15 protein-coding genes and 3 rRNA genes are annotated in these 23,439 nt (G+C 69.5%); 10 read left to right on the top strand and 8 right to left on the bottom strand.

Annotated features, from left to right (window positions below; genetic code table 11):
- Window positions 1-70: 70 nt before the first annotated feature.
- Entirely contained in the window at window positions 71-1,519 is a 1,449-nt protein-coding gene (ahcY, locus tag ACSMTC_RS14105; RefSeq protein ID WP_436560034.1) for an adenosylhomocysteinase, read from the top strand.
- Between the two features lie 93 nt (window positions 1,520-1,612).
- Window positions 1,613-2,251, top strand: a complete 639-nt coding sequence (locus tag ACSMTC_RS14100; RefSeq protein ID WP_436560033.1) for an SDR family oxidoreductase — start codon at window positions 1,613-1,615, stop codon at window positions 2,249-2,251.
- Window positions 2,252-2,295: 44 nt separating this feature from the next.
- Here ACSMTC_RS14100 and ACSMTC_RS14095 read toward each other — a convergent pair whose 3' ends face one another.
- Complete coding sequence (locus tag ACSMTC_RS14095; RefSeq protein ID WP_436560032.1) at window positions 2,296-3,252, bottom strand: RDD family protein; 957 nt, start codon at window positions 3,250-3,252, stop codon at window positions 2,296-2,298.
- Between the two features lie 288 nt (window positions 3,253-3,540).
- On the opposite strand from ACSMTC_RS14095, the gene ACSMTC_RS14090 reads away from it, so the two are divergent.
- The 4 genes from ACSMTC_RS14090 to rrf all read left to right on the top strand — a co-directional run bounded on the left by ACSMTC_RS14090 (window position 3,541) and on the right by rrf (window position 10,232).
- A complete protein-coding gene (locus ACSMTC_RS14090) occupies window positions 3,541-4,545 on the top strand; it encodes a stage II sporulation protein M (protein WP_436560031.1) in 1,005 nt (334 codons plus the stop codon).
- A 570-nt stretch (window positions 4,546-5,115) separates the two neighbouring features.
- Window positions 5,116-6,639: ribosomal RNA gene (locus ACSMTC_RS14085) — 16S ribosomal RNA — on the top strand.
- 284 nt (window positions 6,640-6,923) lie between these two features.
- Window positions 6,924-10,034 (top strand): 23S ribosomal RNA (locus ACSMTC_RS14080).
- 81 nt (window positions 10,035-10,115) lie between these two features.
- A 5S ribosomal RNA gene (gene rrf / locus ACSMTC_RS14075) occupies window positions 10,116-10,232 on the top strand.
- The 16S, 23S and 5S rRNA genes sit together here, the layout of an rRNA operon.
- A 58-nt stretch (window positions 10,233-10,290) precedes the next feature.
- On the opposite strand, the gene ACSMTC_RS14070 is transcribed toward rrf, so the two are convergent.
- Window positions 10,291-10,842 (bottom strand): putative glycolipid-binding domain-containing protein, encoded by a 552-nt coding sequence (locus tag ACSMTC_RS14070; protein WP_436560030.1) that lies wholly within the window; start codon window positions 10,840-10,842, stop codon window positions 10,291-10,293.
- 109 nt (window positions 10,843-10,951) lie between these two features.
- Between ACSMTC_RS14070 and ACSMTC_RS14065 the strand changes: the two genes are divergently transcribed.
- Window positions 10,952-11,515: a GNAT family N-acetyltransferase gene (locus tag ACSMTC_RS14065; RefSeq protein WP_436560029.1), complete on the top strand. Its 564-nt coding sequence runs from the start codon at window positions 10,952-10,954 to the stop codon at window positions 11,513-11,515.
- Between the two features lie 48 nt (window positions 11,516-11,563).
- On the opposite strand, the gene ACSMTC_RS14060 is transcribed toward ACSMTC_RS14065, so the two are convergent.
- Genes ACSMTC_RS14060 through ACSMTC_RS14040 form a run of 5 tightly spaced genes read right to left on the bottom strand, consistent with a single transcriptional unit; the run spans window position 11,564 to window position 17,146 of the window.
- Complete coding sequence (locus ACSMTC_RS14060) at window positions 11,564-12,874, bottom strand: DUF58 domain-containing protein (protein ID WP_436560028.1); 1,311 nt, start codon at window positions 12,872-12,874, stop codon at window positions 11,564-11,566.
- A gap of 42 nt (window positions 12,875-12,916) precedes the next feature.
- Window positions 12,917-13,912 carry an AAA family ATPase gene (locus ACSMTC_RS14055; protein ID WP_436560027.1) on the bottom strand — a complete coding sequence of 332 codons (996 nt, stop codon included), beginning with the start codon at window positions 13,910-13,912 and terminating at the stop codon, window positions 12,917-12,919.
- Window positions 13,909-15,132, bottom strand: a complete 1,224-nt coding sequence (locus ACSMTC_RS14050; RefSeq protein WP_436560026.1) for a DUF4350 domain-containing protein — start codon at window positions 15,130-15,132, stop codon at window positions 13,909-13,911. The genes ACSMTC_RS14055 and ACSMTC_RS14050 overlap by 4 nt, the downstream gene beginning before the upstream one ends.
- Window positions 15,129-15,824 carry a DUF4129 domain-containing protein gene (locus ACSMTC_RS14045; RefSeq protein WP_436560025.1) on the bottom strand — a complete coding sequence of 232 codons (696 nt, stop codon included), beginning with the start codon at window positions 15,822-15,824 and terminating at the stop codon, window positions 15,129-15,131. Before ACSMTC_RS14045 ends, ACSMTC_RS14050 begins: the two co-directional genes overlap by 4 nt.
- A 5-nt stretch (window positions 15,825-15,829) precedes the next feature.
- Complete coding sequence (locus ACSMTC_RS14040) at window positions 15,830-17,146, bottom strand: DUF7847 domain-containing protein (RefSeq protein ID WP_436560024.1); 1,317 nt, start codon at window positions 17,144-17,146, stop codon at window positions 15,830-15,832.
- A 251-nt stretch (window positions 17,147-17,397) separates the two neighbouring features.
- Here ACSMTC_RS14040 and mtrA point away from each other — a divergent pair, with 251 nt between their 5' ends.
- The 3 genes from mtrA to ACSMTC_RS14025 all read left to right on the top strand — a co-directional run bounded on the left by mtrA (window position 17,398) and on the right by ACSMTC_RS14025 (window position 22,265).
- Entirely contained in the window at window positions 17,398-18,075 is a 678-nt protein-coding gene (gene mtrA, locus ACSMTC_RS14035) for an MtrAB system response regulator MtrA (RefSeq protein ID WP_436560023.1), read from the top strand.
- A 70-nt stretch (window positions 18,076-18,145) separates the two neighbouring features.
- Window positions 18,146-20,296, top strand: a complete 2,151-nt coding sequence (mtrB, locus tag ACSMTC_RS14030) for an MtrAB system histidine kinase MtrB (protein WP_436564680.1) — start codon at window positions 18,146-18,148, stop codon at window positions 20,294-20,296.
- Complete coding sequence (locus ACSMTC_RS14025) at window positions 20,268-22,265, top strand: LpqB family beta-propeller domain-containing protein (RefSeq protein ID WP_436560022.1); 1,998 nt, start codon at window positions 20,268-20,270, stop codon at window positions 22,263-22,265. The genes mtrB and ACSMTC_RS14025 overlap by 29 nt, the downstream gene beginning before the upstream one ends.
- A gap of 249 nt (window positions 22,266-22,514) precedes the next feature.
- On the opposite strand, the gene ACSMTC_RS14020 is transcribed toward ACSMTC_RS14025, so the two are convergent.
- Entirely contained in the window at window positions 22,515-23,354 is an 840-nt protein-coding gene (locus tag ACSMTC_RS14020) for a ComF family protein (protein ID WP_436560021.1), read from the bottom strand.
- Between the last annotated feature and the right edge of the window lie 85 nt (window positions 23,355-23,439).

The raw sequence follows: 23,439 nt of genomic DNA, 5'->3' as shown, positions 1-23,439 counted from the left end.
CACTCTGCCGCCGAGCACACCCGAAAAACCCTTGAACCACGCGCAACCCCCGCGCAGCGAGGAGCGACGCATGTCGTCGAACATCACCGGTGACTTCAAGGTCGCCGACCTCTCCCTGGCGCCGTTCGGCCGCAAGGAGATCGAGCTGGCCGAGCACGAGATGCCCGGCCTGATGGCCATCCGCAAGGAGTACGCCGCCTCGCAGCCGCTGGCCGGCGCGCGGATCACCGGCTCGCTGCACATGACGGTGCAGACCGCGGTGCTGATCGAGACCCTCACCGCCCTGGGCGCCGAGGTCCGCTGGTGCTCCTGCAACATCTTCTCCACCCAGGACCACGCCGCCGCGGCGATCGCGGTCGGCCCGGCGGGCACCCCGGAGAACCCGCAGGGTGTGCCGGTGTTCGCCTGGAAGGGCGAGACGCTGGAGGAGTACTGGTGGTGCACCGAGCAGGCGCTGACCTGGCCGGACGGCCAGACCCCGAACATGATCCTGGACGACGGCGGTGACGCCACCCTGCTGATCCACAAGGGCGTCGAGTTCGAGAAGGCGGGCGAGGCTCCGGACCCGTCCACCGCCGACAACGACGAGTTCCGGATCATCCTGGAGCTGCTCAACCGCACCCTGGCCTCCTCGCCGTCCAAGTGGACCGAGATCGCGGCGACGATCAAGGGCGTGACGGAGGAGACCACCACCGGTGTCCACCGGCTGTACGAGATGCACCGGGACGGCAAGCTGCTGTTCCCGGCGATCAACGTCAACGACTCGGTGACCAAGTCGAAGTTCGACAACAAGTACGGCTGCCGTCACTCGCTGATCGACGGCATCAACCGGGCCACCGACGTGCTGATCGGCGGCAAGGTCGCGGTCGTGTGCGGTTACGGCGACGTGGGCAAGGGCTGCGCCGAGTCGCTGCGCGGCCAGGGCGCCCGGGTCATCGTCACCGAGATCGACCCGATCTGCGCGCTGCAGGCGGCGATGGACGGCTACCAGGTCACCACGCTGGACGAGGTCGTCGAGATCGCCGACATCTTCGTCACCACCACGGGCAACAAGGACATCATCCTGGCTTCGCACATGGAGCGGATGAAGCACCAGGCGATCGTCGGCAACATCGGCCACTTCGACAACGAGATCGACATCGCGGGCCTGGCGAAGCTGCCGGGCGTCGTGAAGACGGAGATCAAGCCGCAGGTCCACGAGTGGCGCAAGGCCGACGGCCGCACGATCATCGTGCTCTCCGAGGGCCGTCTGCTGAACCTGGGCAACGCGACCGGCCACCCGTCGTTCGTGATGTCCAACTCCTTCGCGAACCAGACGATCGCGCAGATCGAGCTGTTCACGAAGACCGCGCAGTACCCGATCGGGGTGTACGTGCTGCCCAAGCACCTGGACGAGAAGGTCGCCCGGCTCCACCTGGACGCGCTGGGCGTCAAGCTCACCACGCTGACCCCGGAGCAGGCCGACTACATCGGCGTCCCGGTCGAGGGCCCGTACAAGTCCGAGCAGTACCGCTACTGATCCCACCTCCACCCGTACGGCCGGTGCACCCGCGTGGTGCACCGGCCGTACGGCCTTGGTGGCGCGGGAGCCCGTCGACGTAGGCTTCGGACCATGCCCAACGGCCGCTACTCGCTGCACGACACACACGACCACGTCCTGCTGGGCGAGGAACGCTTCAGCTGCGCCCCCGGCCCGGCCGGCTGGCGCTACGTGTCCAAGACGTACGGCCCCGACGGCGCGGTCACCGGCACCACCGACCTCACCCTCGACTCCCGCAGCCGCCCGCTCCGCCTCGAACTGCGGGCCGGCGGCTGGCAGGTGCGCGGGGGAGCGGTGGACGGCGTCACCTGGGTACGGGCGGACGCCGCCGACCCGGCGGGCGAACAGGCTATGGAGGGCCACGACCGGGCGCATGCCTTCACCGGTAGCTCCCCGGCCTTCCTGATCGCCACCGCCCGGCTGCTCCGCCTCGACCCCGGCGCGAGTGCGCGGGTGCGGCTGGTGGCCTTCACCGAGCCCGTGCTCGCCCCGCGCACCCTGGACCAGGGCTGGCGGCTGGACTCCGTCGAGACCCATCAGACCGACAGCGGGCCGCTGTCGGTGGAGCAGTACCAGATCGCCGACCTGGCGACCGGCGAACAGCAGATCGTGCACCTCGCCGGGGACGTCGTGCTCTCGGCGGCCGGGATCGAGCTGGAGGAACTGGAGTCCCCGCCGAACCCCTGGCCCACCGCCGGCTACTCGGGCTGAGCCCTGGGCCGCCCGGGCCGCCCGGCCCAGGACGGCCGAGTAGCTCAGGAGGGCGGTGCGAAACCGCCTGCCGGGTAAGGGGGTTGGGGCTCCTGCGTCGGCCGGGGCGCGGGCTGCGGGGCCGACGGCTGTGGAGCCTGCTGGGGCTGGGGCTGGGGCTGCACGGGTGCCGCGGGCTGGGGCTGCGGAGGCCGGTAGGGCTGGTACGGCGCCTGCGGCTGCGCCCCGACCCCGGAGGTGCCGACGGCCCGCGCCCACTCGCGCCGCTGCCGCTCCGCCAGTACCGCCCCCAGGTAGGCCGCCGGATGCACCCCGTGCGGTGCCGGGCGCCCGGTGTACGAGGCCAGGTCCCCGGCCAGCCGCTGCGCCATGCCCAGCGCCACCGCCGGATCGAGTTCGCCCAGCCGCGCGAGGTACTGCCGGACGCCCAGCCACAGGCCGTCCGGAACCGCCGAGAGGTCCAGCGAGACCAGTTCGCCGCCCATCGACTGCAACAGCTGCGGCGGCAGCGCGGGCAGTGCCTCCCGCCCCCGGCCCGCGCCGGGCACCCGCTCGCGGACCACCAGACTGCCCGAGAAGATGTCGCCGAGCCGCCGGCCCTGCGCATCCACCAGCGAGGCGATCACCGCCGGGACGCCGGTGAAGAAGATGATCTCGAAGAACCCGACCAGCCCGCGCACCAGCGAGTGCCGGAACCGCACCGGCCCGCCGTCGCTGCGCACCACCCGCAGGCCCAGGACGAGCTTGCCCAGCGACCGCCCGCGCGACAGCGTCTCGACCAGGATCGGCAGCCCGACCAGGAAGAACACCAGCAGCCCGAGCGAGATCGCGGCCCCCGCCGCCGCGTCGAGATGAGGTGTCAGCGCGGTCACCGCGATCAGGGTGACGGTGAGCGCGACCACCTCCACGAGCAGGTCCAGGGCGATCGCCAGCGCCCGGCTCGGCAGTTTCGCCGCCCGCAGCCCGAGGACGACCGCCTCGCCCGTCACAAGGTTGTCCACCGCACCCCGCCCGTTTCTTCCTCGACCCTGACCCGCTCTGATCCCCGGTCCGTCCGGGCACCCGCGCGCCCCCCGCGTACACCGTCGACCGGCGGCCCCGTGATCTCCAGCCGCAAACATACGGTGACCCGTTGGGCACCGGTAGCCCCGGACCCGTACCCGGCGGGTATCCGATGCCTACGCGCGCACGCCCTCTGGCAAGCTAGCCCCGGCGGACGCATGCCCGCTCGGCCGTTTCCTGCTGCCCCTGCCGTTTCCTGACACTGCCTCTGCCCTGGAGTGAGCCGCATGGACCTGGACGTCTTCGTCGCTTCCCACCAGGCGGAGTGGCACCGTCTGGAGGTCCTCGGCAAGCAGCGCAGACTCAGCGGTGAGGAGGTGGACGAGCTCGTCACCCTCTACCAGCGAGCCACCAGCCACCTCGCCCAGGTCCAGGCCGCGGCACCCGATCCGACGCTGGAGGGCCGGCTCACCACCCTGGTCGCGCGCGGCCGCAGCGCGGTGACCGGCAGCCGGAACTCGTCCTGGCGGGACGCCGGCCGCTACTTCACCGTGAGCTTCCCGGCGGCCCTGTACCGGTCACGGCGCTGGTGGCTGCCGGTCGCCGTGATCTCCCTGCTGCTCTCCGCCCTCATCGGCTGGTGGATCGCCGCGCATCCCGAGGTACGGGACAGCCTGGGTGCCCCCGAGCAGATCCGCGACATGACCAGGCCCGGCGGCCAGTACGAGACCTACTACTCCGACCGCCCCGCGAGCTCGTTCGCCTTCCAGGTGTGGACCAACAACGCCTGGATCGCCGCCACCTGCCTGGTCTTCGGGGTCGCCCTGGGCATCCCGGTGCTGTGGGTGCTCCTCCAGAACGTCATGAACCTCGGCGTGGGCCTCGGCCTGATGGCCTCCGCCGGCCGCCTGGACTTCTTCCTGGGCCTGCTGCTCCCGCACGGACTGCTCGAACTGACCGCCGTCTTCATCGCCGCCGGCATGGGCCTGCGCCTCGGCTGGACCGTGATCGACCCCGGCCCGCGCCCCCGTTCCACCGCGCTCGCCGAGGAGGGCCGCGCCACCGTCGGTATGGCCCTCGGCCTGGCGGCCGTCCTGTTCACCAGCGGCATCCTGGAAGCCTTCGTGACGCCGTCCGGCCTTCCGACCTGGGCCCGGATCGGCATCGGTGTACTGGTCGAGGTGCTCTTCCTCGGCTACGCGCTCGTACTGGGCCGCCGCAGCGCCGCCCTCGGCGAGCTCGGCGACGTGGAGGAGGCCGACCGGGCGGACCGGCAACCGGTCGCCGCCTGAGCGGAGATGCGCTGGTCACCCGGGTGACCTGGTAGTCTCGTGATCATCCCGGTAAGCCATTGACGAGGTCTTGACGGGCTAGTAGGTTTGAACGGTTGAGACAGGGGCTGGACAAGGCTCCCCTCAAGCGCTAGTGTCTACGACACAGCCAAGTCGAGGCAGTGCAACGTCCACGGACGGAGCGCCCGGCCAGGCAAAAACCCCGAGACTGAGCAGTCCGAAACCTTTGATAGGCTTCACCGCGAAGTTGAAGGAAATCCCCCCAGTGGGAATTCAGAGAAGCGAAACTCCGGAAAACGGAGCGGAAAACATCTGATAAACTGGAAACACGAAAGAACGAAGCGCCCGGAGGGCTCGCTGGAAGGCGGCTCGAAGGAAGCGTCCGTTCCTTGAGAACTCAACAGCGTGCCAAAAGTCAACGCCAGATATGTTGACATCCCCGGCGAGACCATCCGGTCTTGTTGGAGATTCCTTTTGTAATACACAGCGAGGACGCAGTGCGCGGGATCACCTCATTCCGGTGGTTGCCGTGCCGCTCAACGCGAGTGTTCACCCGATCACGGGTAATCATTCACGGAGAGTTTGATCCTGGCTCAGGACGAACGCTGGCGGCGTGCTTAACACATGCAAGTCGAACGGTGAAGCCCTTCGGGGTGGATCAGTGGCGAACGGGTGAGTAACACGTGGGAAATCTGCCCTGCACTCTGGGACAAGCCTTGGAAACGAGGTCTAATACCGGATATGACCTTCCTCTGCATGGGGGTTGGTGGAAAGCTCCGGCGGTGCAGGATGATCCCGCGGCCTATCAGCTTGTTGGTGGGGTAATGGCCTACCAAGGCGACGACGGGTAGCCGGCCTGAGAGGGCGACCGGCCACACTGGGACTGAGACACGGCCCAGACTCCTACGGGAGGCAGCAGTGGGGAATATTGCACAATGGGCGAAAGCCTGATGCAGCGACGCCGCGTGAGGGATGACGGCCTTCGGGTTGTAAACCTCTTTCAGCAGGGAAGAAGCGAAAGTGACGGTACCTGCAGAAGAAGCACCGGCTAACTACGTGCCAGCAGCCGCGGTAATACGTAGGGTGCGAGCGTTGTCCGGAATTATTGGGCGTAAAGAGCTCGTAGGCGGCCTGTCGCGTCGGATGTGAAAGCCCGGGGCTTAACCCCGGGTCTGCATTCGATACGGGCAGGCTAGAGTGTGGTAGGGGAGATCGGAATTCCTGGTGTAGCGGTGAAATGCGCAGATATCAGGAGGAACACCGGTGGCGAAGGCGGATCTCTGGGCCATTACTGACGCTGAGGAGCGAAAGCGTGGGGAGCGAACAGGATTAGATACCCTGGTAGTCCACGCCGTAAACGTTGGGAACTAGGTGTTGGCGACATTCCACGTCGTCGGTGCCGCAGCTAACGCATTAAGTTCCCCGCCTGGGGAGTACGGCCGCAAGGCTAAAACTCAAAGGAATTGACGGGGGCCCGCACAAGCAGCGGAGCATGTGGCTTAATTCGACGCAACGCGAAGAACCTTACCAAGGCTTGACATACACCGGAAACTGGCAGAGATGTCAGCCCCCTTGTGGTCGGTGTACAGGTGGTGCATGGTTGTCGTCAGCTCGTGTCGTGAGATGTTGGGTTAAGTCCCGCAACGAGCGCAACCCTTGTTCTGTGTTGCCAGCATGCCTTTCGGGGTGATGGGGACTCACAGGAGACTGCCGGGGTCAACTCGGAGGAAGGTGGGGATGACGTCAAATCATCATGCCCCTTATGTCTTGGGCTGCACACGTGCTACAATGGTCGGTACAAAGGGCTGCGATGCCGTGAGGCGGAGCGAATCCCAAAAAGCCGGCCTCAGTTCGGATTGGGGTCTGCAACTCGACCCCATGAAGTTGGAGTTGCTAGTAATCGCAGATCAGCATGCTGCGGTGAATACGTTCCCGGGCCTTGTACACACCGCCCGTCACGTCACGAAAGTCGGTAACACCCGAAGCCGGTGGCCTAACCCGTAAGGGGAGGAGCCGTCGAAGGTGGGACCAGCGATTGGGACGAAGTCGTAACAAGGTAGCCGTACCGGAAGGTGCGGCTGGATCACCTCCTTTCTAAGGAGCACATAGCCGACTGCGAGCGCATGTCTCGCACGGTTGCTCATGGGTGGAACGTTGACTATTCGGCACGGTTCGGAAGCTTCCGCTAGTACTGCCCTTTGGGGCGTGGAACGTGGTGTGTGACTGGACTGTGTCGGGCACGTTGTTGGGTCCTGAGGGAACGGCTGTATGGCTGTTACCTCGAGGATGCCGGTCTCATGTGATGGAGCCCTGTGGGGTTTCGGAGTGTGGGTGACTGGTCGTTGTTTGAGAACTGCACAGTGGACGCGAGCATCTGTGGCCAAGTTTTTAAGGGCGCACGGTGGATGCCTTGGCACCAGGAACCGATGAAGGACGTGGGAGGCCGCGATAGTCCCCGGGGAGTCGTCAACCAGGCTTTGATCCGGGGGTTTCCGAATGGGGAAACCCGGCAGTCGTCATGGGCTGTCACCCGCTGCTGAACACATAGGCAGTGTGGAGGGAACGCGGGGAAGTGAAACATCTCAGTACCCGCAGGAAGAGAAAACAACCGTGATTCCGGGAGTAGTGGCGAGCGAAACCGGATGAGGCTAAACCTTGAGCGTGTGAGACCCGGCAGGGGTTGCGCTTGAGGGGTCGTGGGTTTTTTCTTGATCGGTCTGCCGGCCGGTCGGCGAGTCAGAAACCGTATGGGTAGTCGAAGGACATGCGAAAGGTCCGGCGTAGAGGGTAAGACCCCCGTAGACGAAATCTGTACGGCTCGCTTGAAGAATACCCAAGTAGCACGGGGCCCGAGAAATCCCGTGTGAATCTGGCGGGACCACCCGCTAAGCCTAAATATTCCCTGGTGACCGATAGCGGATAGTACCGTGAGGGAATGGTGAAAAGTACCGCGGGAGCGGAGTGAAATAGTACCTGAAACCGTGTGCCTACAAGCCGTGGGAGCGTCGTCACTTCGGTGGCCGTGACTGCGTGCCTTTTGAAGAATGAGCCTGCGAGTTTGCGGTGTGTAGCGAGGTTAACCCGTGTGGGGTAGCCGTAGCGAAAGCGAGTCCGAATAGGGCGTTTGAGTTGCATGCCCAAGACCCGAAGCGGAGTGATCTAGCCATGGGCAGGTTGAAGCGTGGGTAAGACCACGTGGAGGACCGAACCCACCAGGGTTGAAAACCTGGGGGATGACCTGTGGTTAGGGGTGAAAGGCCAATCAAACTCCGTGATAGCTGGTTCTCCCCGAAATGCATTTAGGTGCAGCGTCGCGTGTTTCTTGCCGGAGGTAGAGCACTGGATAGGCGATGGGCCTTACCGGGTTACTGACCTTAGCCAAACTCCGAATGCCGGTAAGTGAGAGCGCGGCAGTGAGACTGTGGGGGATAAGCTCCATGGTCGAGAGGGAAACAGCCCAGAACACCGACTAAGGTCCCTAAGCGTGTGCTAAGTGGGAAAGGATGTGGAGTCGCAGAGACAACCAGGAGGTTGGCTTAGAAGCAGCCACCCTTGAAAGAGTGCGTAATAGCTCACTGGTCAAGTGATTCCGCGCCGACAATGTAGCGGGGCTCAAGCACATCACCGAAGTCGTGTCATTGCAGCAATACTCCTAACGGGGGCTGTGATGGGTAGGGGAGCGTCGTGTGCCGGGTGAAGCGGCCGAGGAATCGAGTCGTGGACGGTATACGAGTGAGAATGCAGGCATGAGTAGCGATACAAGAGTGGGAAACTCTTGCGCCGATTGACCAAGGGTTCCTGGGTCAAGCTGATCTGCCCAGGGTAAGTCGGGACCTAAGGCGAGGCCGACAGGCGTAGTCGATGGACAACGGGTTGATATTCCCGTACCCGCTTTGAAGCGCCAACGCTGAACCCTCTGATGCTAAGCCCGTGAAGCCGTCCCGGAGTCTTCGGACAATGGGGAGTGGTGGAGCCGGTGACCCGAGGTGGTAGTAGGTGAGCGATGGGGTGACGCAGGAAGGTAGTCCAGCCCGGGCGGTGGTTGTCCCGGGGTAAGGGTGTAGGACGTAGGGTAGGCAAATCCGCCCTGCAATAGTCTGAGACCTGATGCCGAGCCGATTGTGGTGAAGTGGATGATCCTATGCTGTCGAGAAAAGCCTCTAGCGAGTTTCATGGCGGCCCGTACCCCAAACCGACTCAGGTGGTCAGGTAGAGAATACCGAGGCGTTCGGGTGAACTATGGTTAAGGAACTCGGCAAAATGCCCCCGTAACTTCGGGAGAAGGGGGGCCATTCCTGGTGATGAGTCTTGCACTCTGAGCTGGGGGTGGCCGCAGAGACCAGCGAGAAGCGACTGTTTACTAAAAACACAGGTCCGTGCGAAGCCGTAAGGCGATGTATACGGACTGACGCCTGCCCGGTGCTGGAACGTTAAGGGGACCGGTTAGTCCGATTTCGGTCGGGCGAAGCTGAGAACTTAAGCGCCAGTAAACGGCGGTGGTAACTATAACCATCCTAAGGTAGCGAAATTCCTTGTCGGGTAAGTTCCGACCTGCACGAATGGCGTAACGACTTCTCGACTGTCTCAACCATAGGCCCGGTGAAATTGCATTACGAGTAAAGATGCTCGTTTCGCGCAGCAGGACGGAAAGACCCCGGGACCTTTACTATAGCTTGATATTGGTGTTCGGTTCGGCTTGTGTAGGATAGGTGGGAGACTTTGAAGCTGTGACGCCAGTCATGGTGGAGTCGCCGTTGAAATACCACTCTGGTCGTGCTGGATGTCTAACCTGGGTCCGTGATCCGGATCAGGGACAGTGTCTGGTGGGTAGTTTAACTGGGGCGGTTGCCTCCTAAAGGGTAACGGAGGCGCCCAAAGGTTCCCTCAGCCTGGTTGGCAATCAGGTGTTGAGTGTAAGTGCACAAGGGAGCTTGACTGTGAGACTGACGGGTCGAGCAGGTACGAAAGTAGGGACTAGTGATCCGGCGGTGGCTTGTGGAAGCGCCGTCGCTCAACGGATAAAAGGTACCCCGGGGATAACAGGCTGATCTTCCCCAAGAGTCCATATCGACGGGATGGTTTGGCACCTCGATGTCGGCTCGTCGCATCCTGGGGCTGGAGTAGGTCCCAAGGGTTGGGCTGTTCGCCCATTAAAGCGGTACGCGAGCTGGGTTTAGAACGTCGTGAGACAGTTCGGTCCCTATCCGCTGTGCGCGTAGGAGTGTTGAGAAGGGCTGTCCCTAGTACGAGAGGACCGGGACGGACGAACCTCTGGTGTGCCAGTTGTTCTGCCAAGGGCATGGCTGGTTGGCTACGTTCGGGAGGGATAACCGCTGAAAGCATCTAAGCGGGAAGCCTGCTTCGAGATGAGCACTCCCACCTCCTTGAGAGGGTAAGGCTCCCAGTAGACGACTGGGTTGATAGGCCGGATATGGAAGCCTCGTGAGGGGTGGAGTTGACCGGTACTAATAGGCCGAGGGCTTGTCCTCAGTTGCTCGCGTCCACTGTGTTGTTCTGAAACAACGACCCCGACCCTGTGTGGGTTGGTGCGGTTGATAGTTTCATAGTGTTTCGGTGGTCATAGCGTGAGGGAAACGCCCGGTTACATTCCGAACCCGGAAGCTAAGCCTTACAGCGCCGATGGTACTGCAGGGGGGACCCTGTGGGAGAGTAGGACGCCGCCGAACAATTATTCAGAGCCGTGGCTCCCAGTGATTTCACTGGGAGCCACGGCTTTTCTGTTTCTCAGGGAAGCCGGCGGGCGAGGCCCGGGTACTCCAGGACCACGCCGTCCCGGTCGAAGGTCAGGTCGCTGCGGAAGTCGCCGGCGGAGTAGCGGACGCGAGCCGGCGCGAGGTGGGTGTAGGTCTGCCGGGACGGCCGTACGGTCAGGTCGGGGACGGAGACCCAGGCCATCAGGAATTCCTGTTCGCCGGGAACCTGGTGCAGCCGGTGGCGCAGGACGGGCATCGCGTTGGTGAGCGGGGAGAGGCCGAGGTCGCAGTCCAGGGCACCGTCCAGCTCGGGCAGGTGGCGGCCGTTGGCGGTCCAGTGGCCGTTGTCCTGCCGGAGGTCGAGCTCACGGGGCTCGGCTGATGGGGACTCGACGGTCACCCGGAGGCGTTCGGTGACGAAGGCGTCTCCGGTCGTCAGCTCGTAGGTGATCCAGTAGGGCTGGGGGACGGTGCCCACCACGCGGCCGTGGGCCTTGAGGGTGCGGTCGCCGATGGTGATCCAGGAGGTCTCGTAACCTCTGCTCTCCAGGACTTCCCAGGTACTGCCGATAGCGGTGATCATGGGCCCACCCTAGGCGGCGGCTGTGACGTCAGGGTCGTGCGGAACTGGCCGCACGGCCCTGCCAGGGCGCTTCCGGGGACCTGGCGAAGTCCTGAACTTGGAGTCGGTGATGCTCAGTTACCCCCTCGCGCCCGGTGCGGAGCTCCGTGCCCTGGAACCATGGCGGGCGGCGGAGTTCTTCGTGTTCATAACGCGGGCGCGCGAGCATCTGGCGCCCTGGATCCCGTGGGCCACGAGCATCACCGATGTGGACGGCGCGCGGCGCTGGTTGAAGTACTGCGCTGAGGAGCAGGCCCGGGACGAGGGCCGGATCTACGGGATCTGGCTGGACGGGGAGTTGGTGGGCGGGGTGGTGTTCCAGACCTTCAGGGCGCGGACCGGGGTCTGCGAGGTGGGGGCCTGGCTGGCGCCGGAGGCGGAGGGGCGCGGGCTGGTGACCGCGGCGGTGCGGCGGATGGTCGAGTGGGCCTTCGTGGAGCGGGGGATGGCCAGGGTCGAGTGGCGTACCGAGCCGGCGAATCTGCGGAGCATCGCGGTGGCGCGGCGGTTGGGGATGACCCGTGAGGGGCTGTTGCGGCAGGTGTTCCGGTTCCACGACGGTCGGCGGGATCTGGAGATGTGGTCGCTGCTGGCCTCGGAGTACCTGGCGGACGAGATGAAGTCGGGGGCGTAGCAGAGGAGTCGGCGGGAGTGAAGCCGGAGGGCGGTCGGGGCGCCGCGGTCAGAGCCGCCCGGCGGCCTTGAGCGCCAGGTAGGCGTCGGCGAGGGCCGGCGGCAGGGCGGAGGGCGGCGCGTCCAGGACGGTCACACCCTGCCGGGTCAGGCGCTCCGCGGTGCGGCGGCGATCGGTGCGGGTCTGCTCGGCGGCGGCGGCGCCGTAGACGTCCTGGACGGTGCCGCGGGCGGTGGCCAGCTCTTCCAGGCGGGGGTCGGCAACCGAGGCCACCAGGACCTCGTGACGCCGGGTCAGCAACGGAAGATGGGGAAGCAGCCCCTCCTCGATCGGGCGGGCGTCCAGGCCGGTGAACAGCACGATCAGCGATCGGTGCGGGGCGAGGCGCAGCGCGTTGGAGGTGAGCGCGCGCATGTCGGTTTCGAGCAGTGCGGGTTCCAGGCCGGCCATGGCGTTGGTGAACGCGGGCAGGATCTCGTTCGGGGAGCGGCCGACGACGCTGCCGCGTCGGCGCAGGTCGTGGGCGAGCAGGTCGACCCGGTCGCCAGCCCGGGTGGCGAGGGCGGTGAGCAGTAGTGCGGCGTCCAGTGCGGCGTCCAGGCGGGGGGCGTCGCCGACGCGTCCGGCCGAGGTGCGGCCGGTGTCGAGGACGATCAGGATGTGCCGGTCGCGCTCGGGCCGCCAGGTGCGGACGGCTACGGTGTTGCGGCGGGCGCTGGCCCGCCAGTCGATGGAGCGTACGTCGTCACCGGGCAGGTACTCGCGGAGCGAGTCGAACTCGGTGCCCTGACCGCGTGCCAGCACCGAGGTGCGGCCGTCGAGTTCGCGCAGCCGCGCGAGCCGGGAGGGCAGGTGCTTGCGGCTGGTGAAGGGCGGCAGGGCGCGGAGCGTCCAGGGTACGTGGTGGGAGCCTTGGCGACCGGCGAGGCCGAGCGGTCCGAGGGAGCGTACGGTCACCCGGTGGGCGTGGTGGTCGCCGCGGCGGGTCGGGGCGAGCCGGGTGGTGAGGCGGCGGCGTTCCCCGGCGGGGACGGTGAGGGCGTGCCGGGAGCCCTTGACGGCGGTGCCGGGGTGCCAGGCGGTCGGCGGCCAGGCGTCGCGGAGCTGGGCCCGCAGCGGCCGCGACGACGGGTTGGTGACGGTGAGTTCGACGGCGGCGCTCTCGCCGAGCCGGACGGTGGTGTCGCCGCTCCGGTCGAAGCGCAGGGTGCGGACCGGAGCGGCGAGCGCCAGGTCGACGAGGACGCCGAGGAGTACGGGCAGGGTGACCGTGCCGATTCCCGCCCAGGAGGGCAGCAGCAGGCCCACGACGAGCGCGCCGAGTGCGGCCAGCAGGGCGGTGCGGCCGGTCAGGGCCATGGGGTGTACTCCCTTGGTGGTGCGGAGATTCGACGGTGGGCGTCAGCGCGGGGCCGGGGTCTGGGCGAGGACGGCCTGGATGACGGAGTCGGCGGTGACGCCCTCCATCTCGGCCTCGGCGCGCAGCTGGATCCGGTGCCGCAGCGTGGGCAGGGCGAGGGCCTTGACGTCGTCGGGGGTGACGTAGTCGCGGCCGGCCAGCCAGGCCCAGGCGCGGGAGGTGTTCAGCAGGGCGGTGGCGCCGCGCGGGGAGACGCCGATGGAGAGCGAGGGGGACTGCCGGGTGGCCCGGCAGATGTCCACGATGTAGGCGAGCACCTCGGGCGAGACGGTCAGCTTGGCGATCCGGTCCCGGGCGGCGGCGAGGTCGGCGGGGCCGGCGACCGGGCGGACGCCGGCGGCGGTGAGGTCGCGCGGGTCGAAGCCGGCCGCGTGCCTGCTGAGGACCTGGAACTCCTGGTCGCGGTCGGGCAGCGGGAGGATCAGCTTGAGCAGGAAGCGGTCCAGCTGGGCCTCGGGGAGGGGGTAGGTGCCCTCGTACTCGACCGGGTTCTGGGTGGCGGCGACCAGGAACGGGACGGGCAGCGGGCGCGCTTCGCCGTCGACGGTGACCTGCCGCTCCTCCATGGCCTCCAGCAGCGAGGACTGGGTCTTGGGCGGGGTGCGGTTGATCTCGTCCGCGAGCAGCAGGTTGGTGAAGACCGGGCCGGGCTGGAAGGAGAACTCGGCGGTGCGGGCGTCGTAGACCAGCGAGCCGGTGACGTCGCCCGGCATCAGGTCGGGGGTGAACTGGATCCGCTTGGTCTCCAGGCTCAGGGCCGTGGAGAGGGTGCGGACCAGCAGGGTCTTGGCCACGCCGGGGACGCCTTCGAGCAGTACATGGCCGCCGCAGAGCAGGGCGACGACCAGGCCGGTGACGGCGGCGTCCTGGCCGACCACGGCCTTGGCGATCTCGGCGCGCAGGGCGGTGAGCGCCGCGCGCGGGTCGTCGGGGCGGTCGGTCGGGGCTGCCGGGGTCGTGGAGACCTGTTCGGTCACGGCTGTCGTACCTGCCTTTCCAGGGCGTCGAGGTCGTCGGTGAACCGCACCAGGGCGGCGTCGTCGGTGGGCGGGGCGCCGTACAGCAGCTCGTGGACCTCGGCGGCGGGCCGGTCGGAGCGGTCGGCCACGGCGGCGCAGAGCGTGGCGGGGTCGGGTTCGCCCGCGGTGAGCGGTACGCCGAGGAGCGGGGCGAGCCGGTGCCGGGCGGCCTGGCGCAGTGCGTCGGCGGCGCGGCCGCGGGCCTTGGCGCGCTGGTAGAGGCGGGCCCGGCCCTCGGTGGTCTCGGTGGCGCGGACCACCGAGGGGAGGTTCTCGGTCACCACGGGTCCGAGGCGGCGGCCGCGCCAGAAGGCGGCGAGCAGTGCGGCGAGGACGAGTTGGAGTCCGGCCCAGTACCAGCCTTCGGGGACGTAGTCGGTGAGCGTGCGCTGGGGCTGGGCGGGTGCGCCGGAGGCCGCGGCGGCGTAGTCGGGGAGGTACCAGACGAGTTGGCGGTGCGAGCCGAGCAGGCTCAGGCCGAGGGCGGCGTTGCCGTCCTTGGCGAGCCGTTCGTTGCTCAGCAGGCGTCCGGAGCCGAGGACGACGAGTTCACGGGAGTCGGGGTCGGTGTGCCGGACCAGCGGGTAGCCGCCGAACCTGGGATAGCAGCCGGTGTCGCCGGCTCCGGGCAGGTAGAGCAGGCCGCCGAGTTCGGCGTGGCCGGCCAGTACGGCCTCGGGGAGCCGGCAGTCGGCGGGGACGCCGGTCGAGCCGGCGCTCTTCGGGATGCCGCCCGGGGTGGTGGCCACGGTGATGCCGGGGGCGAAGGCGTCGAGCGCGGGGCTCTCGGGGGAGATCAGCACCAGGCGGCTGTCGCTGCCACGGCGGATCTGGGCCAGCCGGCGCAGCTGGGTGGGGGACAGCAGGTCGGGTTCGGGGAGGACCACGGTGCTGTCGGATTCGGCGAGTGCGGCGGCCAGGGTGTCCTCGGTGTCCACCGTGCGGGTCGCCAGGCCGTGCTGCTCCAGCAGGTGGACGACGGCGCGGGCGCCGTCCCGGTCGGGGGAGCGCGGGTCGAGCGGCGGGTACTGGCCCGGGCCGCCGAGGCCGGCGATCAGCAGGCCGACGAGCAGCAGCAGGACCGCGAAGAGGAGGAACCAGCGTGAGCGGAGCCAGAGTTGGCGCCGGGTCGGGGAGACGCTGGTGGCGGGCTCGGGGCGGTCGGTGGTGAGTGTCATGCGGTGCCTCGGCCGGTCGGGGCGGCCGCCGGGGCGGCGGTCGGGGTGAGGACGGGCGTGGTCCGCCGCAGGGCCAGGTCGAGGTCGAGCAGGGACCGGTAGGCGGCCTGGTCGGCGGTCCTGTCCCCGTACGCGATGTCGTCGAAGGTGTGGGCGGCGTCGGCGAGCGCGACGGCGTGGGCGGGCAGCGCGCGGCCCGCTTCGGCGGCGGCCTCGTCGGCGGTGCGCCCGGGGCGTACGTCGAGTACGGTGCGCTCCTCCAGGGCGCGGACCAGGGCGCGCATCTGCTCCCGGACGGCGGCGGACCACTCGGCCGCGGCGGCGTGTGCTGCGGCGGCGTCGCGGTGCTGGGCGGCGGTGCGCGGCCCGTCGGCGGCGAACAGGGTCGCGGCGCTCTGGGCCCGGCGGCCGGGGGTGCCCAGGCGCCACCACAGAGCGGCGCCGATCAGCCCGGCCACCACCAGGAAGAACACCAGGCCGGTGACGCCGCTGCCGCCGATCGATCCGACCTTGGCCAGGAGGTGGCCGAGCTGGTCCTGGACCCAGGTCATCAGCTGCTGCAGCAGGCTCGGGTCGTGCTGGTGGTAGACGGGGTTGAGGAGTTCCCGGCGGGCGTCGTCACGGGCCGGGTCGCGCGGGACGGTGACCGGGGCGCCGCTCGCGAGCAGCACCCCTTCCCCCCAGAAGGCCATCTTCGTCAGATCCTCTGCGGTCCGCCCTGGGCGGTCGGGCCCTGCGGGCCGGCCGGACCGGACCAGCCGGTGCGGTCGAACTCCGGCAGACCGGCGGCGCGGGCCAGCTCGATGTCCAGGGCCTCGCGGCGGATCCGCTGGTCGACGTAGAGCAGGACGTTGACGGCGGACAGCACCGGGATGGTGACGGTGGCGACGAGGGTGCCGCCGACGGCGAGGCTGGCCAGCATCCCGGGCGGTGCGCCGGCCAGCGCACCGAACGGGTTGCCGGGCGAGGTGGGGTCGTCGGGGCTCAGGAACATGCCGATGACGACGAACGGCATCGCGATCACCGTACCGACGATGCCGATCACGATCTGGCTGAGCAGGACGATGCCGAAGACCCGCCACCAGGAGCCCTTGACGAGTCGTCGGGACCGGGTGAGCGCGGTCAGCACGCCCTGCTTCTCCAGCATCAGCGCGGGCGCGGAGAGGTAGAGCAGGATGCTGAGCCAGAGCGCGACCGGAACGGCCGCCAGGATCGGCAGGAAGGCGAGCCCGATCACCCCCGGTGCGGGGCTGCCGCTCACCAGCACGGCTATCAGCGGGATGGCGGCCACCAGGAAGACGCCGGCGATGATCAGGCCGGTGAGGAAGGTGACGCCGGCCAGCTTCAGCAGCTGTGGCCTGGCGTCCCGCCACACCTCGCCCAGGGTGGTCGAGCGGCCCAGGACGGCCTTGCTGACCACCATGGTGAGCAGGCCGGTCGCGATGAGGCCCAGGACGAAGTTCACCGGGTATCCGGCGAACACGGCGATGATCGGGCCGGCGGAGTGCGGGCTCTCGTACGCCCACCAGCGGGCGATCGCGGAGATGGTCTGCTCCACGGCGGCGACGCCGAAGGAGAGGCCGAGGGCGGTGCGCCAGTGGCGGCGCACCGTGGAGACGGCGCCGTCCAGGATCTCGCCGAAAGCGAGCGGGCGCAGCGGGATGACGCCGGGCTTGGGGCTCGGGGGCGCACCCCAGCCCTGCTGGTAGCCGCCCGGTGCGCCCCAGCCGGGGTGGTGGCCGCCCGGGGCCTGCTGGGCGCCCCAGCCGGGCTGCGGGCCGGGCTGCGGGCCGGGCGGGGTGCCGTAGCCGCCGCCGTACGGGCCGGGGGCGCTCCACCCCGGGGGCACTGTGTCCTTCGGGGCGGTCTGCGGGCCAGCCTGTGGGCCGGTCTGCGGGCCGGTCTGCGGGGCGCCCGGCTCCGGAGCGGGGTTCGAGGGGGTTGCCGACGGCCCGGCGGCCTCACGGGGTGGCTCGGGCGAGCCGGGCGGCGCCCAGCCCGGGGTGTCGGTCATCAACGCTCCTCGTACGGTTCTGCGGAAGATCACGGGCGCTCGCGGTGATCGCCGAGCGGTGCCTGTGCCGCCCATCGTGCCATGGTGGTGCGACCGGCCCCAGAGGTGTTCCCATTGCTGATCGGCAACGGCCCGCACGGCCCGGACGAGCTGCGAACTTTGCGACGTTATGACCGAGTTGGCAGTGCGTTCCACGCCGAAATGGCACGGCTGTGCGGCAGGTCACAATCCCGTAATGAGAGGATGGACGCATGAAGGGACGCGTCCTCGTCGTTGATGACGACACCGCACTGGCCGAGATGCTCGGTATCGTGCTGCGTGGTGAGGGTTTTGAGCCGTTTTTCGTCGCGGATGGGGACAGGGCGCTAGCCGTGTTCCGGGAGACCAAGCCCGACCTGGTGCTCCTCGACCTGATGCTGCCCGGCCGGGACGGCATCGACGTCTGCCGGCAGATCCGCTCGGAGTCCGGCGTGCCGATCGTCATGCTGACGGCGAAGACCGACACGGTGGACATCGTGGTCGGCCTGGAGTCCGGCGCCGACGACTACGTCACCAAGCCGTTCAAGCCCAAGGAGCTGGTGGCCCGGGTGCGTGCCCGGCTCCGCCGCGCCGAGGAGCCCACGCCCGAGCAGCTGACCATCGGCGACCTGGTGATCGACGTGGCGGGCCACTCGGTGAAGCGGGACGGCCGGGGCATCCCGCTGACCCCGCTCGAGTTCGACCTGCTGGTCGCGCTCGCCCGCAAGCCCTGGCAGGTGTTCACCCGCGAGGTGCTGCTGGAGCAGGTCTGGGGCTACCGGCACGCCGCCGACACCCGCCTGGTCAACGTCCATGTGCAGCGCCTGCGCTCGAAGATCGAGAAGGACCCCGAGCGGCCCGAGATCGTGGTGACCGTCCGTGGCGTCGGATACAAGGCCGGGCCCAGCTGACGTGACGTACGACGCCGACCACTCCCCGTCGGATTCCACCGCCGACGGGGAGTCCGCCGTGCCCGGGGCCGTGCTGAGCTCGACCGTCCAGGGCCAGCGGTCCAGGCGCGGTCCGGCGGCCCTGCTGGCCCTGGTGGCGCGTCAGTTCCGACGCCCGCTGCACCGGCTGCTCGCCCTGTACCGCCGCTCCATCCAGGTACGGGTGGTCGCCGCGACCCTGCTGCTCTCGCTCGCCGTGGTGCTGGTGCTCGGCGTGGTGGTGGTGGCCCAGGTCCGCGCCGGGCTGCTGGAAGCCAAGGAGAACTCGGCCAAGAGCCAGGCCAGGGGCGGCTTCCAGATCGAGCAGGAGAAGATCAACGAGGCCATCAACCTGCAGGCGAAGGCCGGGAGCGGCGGCGATTCGACCGCCGACGAGCTCAGCACCTGGCTGATCAAGCAGGTCTCGGACCTCGCCAGCGGCGGCAGCGGCGTCTACTCGGTGGTAGCCCTGGTGCCCAACGGGGACAAGGAGGAGAACGCCCCGAGCGCGGGCCTGCGCGGGGCCTGGTACTCCGGCAACATCCTGCCCAGCAGCATCCCCGACCAGCTGCGCAAGGACGTGGCCGAGGATCCGTCGGCCGCGCACGAGAAGGTCACCGACATCCAGCGCGGTGACGGCGGCCCGGTCTACCGCGAGCCCGGCCTGGTCATCGGCAAGCAGTTCACCGGGCCCGACGGCCTGCCCTACCAGCTGTACTACGTCTTCTCCTTCGGTCAGGAGACCAAGACCCTCGGTCTGGTCACCGGCACCCTGGCGACCGCCGGCGTGTTCGTGGTCATCCTGCTCGGCGGGATCGCCTGGCTGGTGGTCCGCCAGGTGGTCACCCCGGTCCGGATGGCGGCCGGGATCTCCGAGCGGGTCGCCGCCGGGCACCTGGAGGAGCGGATGAAGGTGACCGGGACGGACGACATCGCCCGTCTCGGCGACGCCTTCAACCGGATGGCCAACGGCCTGCAGGCGCAGATCCGCCAGCTGGAGGAGCTCTCCCGGGTGCAGCGGCGCTTCGTCTCGGACGTCTCGCACGAGCTGCGCACCCCGCTGACCACGGTCCGGATGGCCGCCGACCTGATCTACGACAGCCGTGAGGACCTGGACCCGATGGCGGCCCGTTCCGCCGAGCTGCTCCAGGACCAGCTGGACCGCTTCGAGTCGCTGCTCGCCGACCTGCTGGAGATCAGCCGGTTCGACGCGGGCGCCGCGATCCTGGACGCCGAGCCGGTGGACCTGCGGGACATCGTGACCCGGGTGGTGGAGGCCGCCGACCCCCTGGCCCAGGCCAAGGGCAGTGCGGTGATCATCCGGGGTGCCGAGGACCCGGTGGTCGCCGAGGTGGACTCCCGGCGGATCGAGCGCATCCTGCGCAACCTGGTGGTCAACGCGCTGGAGCACGGCGAGGGCCGGGACGTGGTGGTCCGGCTGGGCTCGGCCGAGGGCGCGGTCGCGATCGGCGTCCGGGACTACGGGATCGGACTCAAGCCGGGCGAGGCCTCCCGGGTCTTCCACCGGTTCTGGCGCGCGGACCCGTCCCGGGTGCGGACCACCGGCGGTACCGGTCTCGGCCTGTCCATCGCGGTCGAGGACGCGCATCTGCACGGCGGCTGGCTCCAGGCCTGGGGTGAGCCGGGCGGCGGCTCGCACTTCCGGCTCACGCTGCCCCGCACCAGGGGCGGCGAGGTCGGCCGGGCACCGTTCCGCCTGGAGCCCGAGGACTCCCGGCACAACCTGGGCCTGGGCACCCGGGGCGCCCCGTACCGGCGGCCCGCCCGCCCTGCGGGCGCGACCGCGCTCACCGCCGCCAGGGAGGACACCGGCGCCCCCGCCCAGACGCCCGAGGCGCCGGAGAGCGGCGGGAACGGCTTCGGCAGCGGTCTGGGCGGGGTACTGAACCTCGGACCCGGGCTGGGCAGGCTGCCGTCGGCTCCGGTCGCGGACCCTTCCGACGTCCGGTCGGCCGCGGCGGGGTACGGTGCCACCGGCGCCCAGGTGGTGGTGGACCGGTCGTCGGCCCGCCCGGAGTCCGCGGCGGAGGGCGAGAGCGCCGAGGGTGAGACGGCAGGAGCAGAGCCTGCGGACGGCGCCGTGGGCCACGGTGCGGCAGGGCACGGTGCCGACAGGGACGGTGCCGCGAACGGCGATACGGAGGGGGCGCGGTATGCCGGGGACGGATGGCAGGACCACTGAGGCGCGCCCCGGGGCCGACGCCGTGGGGGCCGCTGCGGGCGTCCGTACCGGGTCGGCCTCCGGTGGCGGTCGGATACCCGCCGGCCGGGGCGCCCGCAGGCTCGGCTGGTCGCTGACGGCCGCCCTGGGCGCCCTGGTGCTCAGCGGCTGCGTGTCGATGCCCGCCGACGGCCCGTCCTCGCGGGTGGAGGTGATGCAGGCGGCCGGGGCGGAGAACCTGCAGGTCCGGGTCTTCCCGGTCCCGCCGCACCCCGGCGAGGACCTGGCCAATCTGCTGACCGGCTTCCTGGACGCGTCGAGCGCCGACGAGCCCGAGTACACCACCGCCTCCAAGTACCTGAGCGCCGCCGCCCGCAGCCAGCACCGGTGGAACCCGGACGCGGGGGTGACGGTGCTGGTCAAGGCACCCAGCCGGCTGATCACCGAGCCCAAGTCGGACGATCTGCGCATCGACGTCCCGGTCACCGGGACCAAGGTCGGGCAGATCGACGCGGCACACACCTACCGGGCGGTGGCGAACGAGCCGTACCAGGAGAAGTTCACCTTCGTGAAGGAGAAGGACGGGCCGGACAAGGGGGAGTGGCGGATCGATCAGCTGCCGAACGGGCTGATCGTGGACCAGACCGGCTTCAGGAACGGCTACCGCGCCACCCACCGCTACTTCTACTCGACCCCCGACCCGTCGGCCGGCGCGCAGCAGCCGGTACTGGTACCGGACCCGATCTACCTGCGGCGCCGGACCGACCCGCTGACCGCCGCCGCCCGGGCGCTGGCCGACGGCCCCTCCGCCTGGCTCGGCAAGGCGGTCTACTCGGCCTTCAACGGCGCGAAGCTGGTAGGCGACGTCTCGGTGAACGACAGCCGGGTGATCTCGGCCAAGGTGGACGTCCCCGACTTCGGCGCCCAGCCGAAGCTCTGTCAGCAGATGGCCAGTCAGCTCTACTTCACCCTGCTCGACCAGCAGGGCAAGGGGCAGGTCGACCGGCTCGACCTGAGTGGGGCCAAGGGCGGCTGTTCGGTGAACGCCGCTCAGGCCCAGTCGGTCGCTCCCGGCGGTCTGGCCGTCGGCGGTCCGGCCGCCGGTGCGCAGAGCGCCGCGCCGCAGGCCTACTACCTGTCCGACACCGGGAAGTTGATGCAGACCCAGGGTGCCGGCGAGGGCACACCGGTGCTCGGTGAACTCGGGCAGCCGAAGCAGGGTCAGCCGCAGATCGGATCGGTCGCGGTGCGGCGGGACGGCACCATGGCGGCGGCCGTCAGCGCCGACCAGCGGCAGCTCTTCGTGGCCGGTCTCGGCGCGAACGGGAAGCTCGGCAGCCCGGTTCTCACCAGTTCGGCCCAGCCCAACCAGGGCCTCACCTCGCCCAGTTGGGACGGGCGGGGGGACCTGTGGGTGGTCGACCGCGACCCGGCGGCATCCAAGGTGCTGATGGTGCGCGGACGTTCGGTGGTCCCGGTCTCGATCGGCGGGCTCGGCGCGCGGACCGTGCAGGCGCTCAAGATGTCCTCGGACGGGGTACGGGTGGCGCTGGTGCTGGTGGACGGCTCCGGTGCGCGGACGCTGGTGGTCGGGCTGGTGGAGCACTCGGGCACGTCGGCGGCGCCGGCGGCGGCGATCACCGGGCTGCGGCCGGTGGCGCCGCTGCTCAGCGAGATCGCCTCGGTCTCCTGGGCGGACACCGACCAGCTGCTGGTGCTCGGCAAGGAGCCGGGCAAGCTGCAGCAGCTGCACTACGTGGGCACGGACGGGTCGCAGAACACCGACTCCCCGCTGCAGGGCGGTGAGTCGATGATCTCGGTCTCGGCCTCCGAAGTCCGCTCGGGCGACCAGACGCAGGCCCGTCCTGGCGAGCAGACCCTGCCGGTGCTGGCCGTGTCGAAGGACAACGAGATCTACCGGCTCCAGGGCAGCCAGTGGCGCGAGGCCGCTCCCCAGCACCACGGGACGTCCTTCAGCTACCCGGGGTGAGCGGCCGCCGGTGCGGGGCGTCGGCCGTACCGCGCCTTCGGGGACGGAGGCGCTCGTCCCGGCGGCCTCGCCGACCTGCGTCAGGGCCTGCCTGAACCAGGCCGGATGGCGCACCGCGGGGCCTGATGGCGAACCCTGGGGCGCCCGCGCCCGTGCCCGCGCCCGTGCCCGTGCCCCGCACCCGTGCAGCGGGCCGGTCGTGCGGCCGGCCGCGCTCCGGGCGGTGCCCGGCCGACCGGCGCCTCGGGCTCAGGGCGGTGCGTGGTCGCCCGTGCGGTTCCCGCTGCCTCTGGAGGTGCCCCGGACGGTCGCGGCGACGGTGGCCGCGGCCAGTGGCGGGCAACCGGCCGCACGCAGGGCACGGGCCGCCTCGGCGAGGCTCGCACCGGTGGTGACCAGGTCGTCCACCAGGACCAGGCGGGCGCCCGCCAGCCGGGCGGCACGGCGTGCGGGTACCAGCAGCGCGCCGTGGAGGTTCCGCTGCCGCTCGGCGGCGGAGAGCCCGGACTGGTCGGCCACTGTCCGCCCGTGCCGCAGGACCGGGGCGACCGCGGCCGCGAGCCCGGCCCGGCGCAGCTCCCGGGCCGCCGCGCGGGCCAGCCGCAGGGTGGGATCGTGCCCGCGGGCCCGGACGGCCCGGCGGGCGGAGGGCATCGGCACCAGCAGCACGGGCCCGGCTCCCGCCCCTGCCGCGAGCCCGTCCCCAGGGTGCCCGAGTGCGGCACGGACCGCGGCGGCGAGCGCCCCGCCGAGCGGCCCGGCCAGTGACAGCGCGCCGCGCTCCTTGTGGGCGAGCAGCAACTGCCGTACCGGGTCCGCGTACGGTGCCGCGGCGTACAGCGGCGGCAGCCCGGCCGGCGGCGGCTGCGGGCCTGCGGGCCCGGCGCGAGCGGTACGGAGCTCGGCCCGGCAGGACGGGCAGAGCGGGCTGCGCCCGGTGCGGCAGCCGGCGCAGCGGGCCGGGAGCAGTAGGTCCAGCAGCTCCCGCAGGGCCCGGACGGCAGGAGGGGCGGCCGGGGACTCGCCCGGGGAGTCACCTGGTGAGCCGGCGGTGTGGGCGGCGGTGTGGGCAGGCACGAGTTCGGTCATGACTCCCCCGAGAGCTTCCAGGAGCGGAGACTGCGCCTTACGGTGGATGGCCCGGGTGTCGTTGTCCAGTTCTTTACCGTGGCTT

Origin of the sequence: Kitasatospora sp. HPM-01-4 (assembly GCF_051374625.1) — a bacterium.
Classification (GTDB): Bacteria; Actinomycetota; Actinomycetes; order Streptomycetales; family Streptomycetaceae; genus Kitasatospora.
The sequence above is the reverse complement of the archived record's forward strand: the minus strand, read 5'-3'. Positions and strand labels throughout refer to the sequence as shown.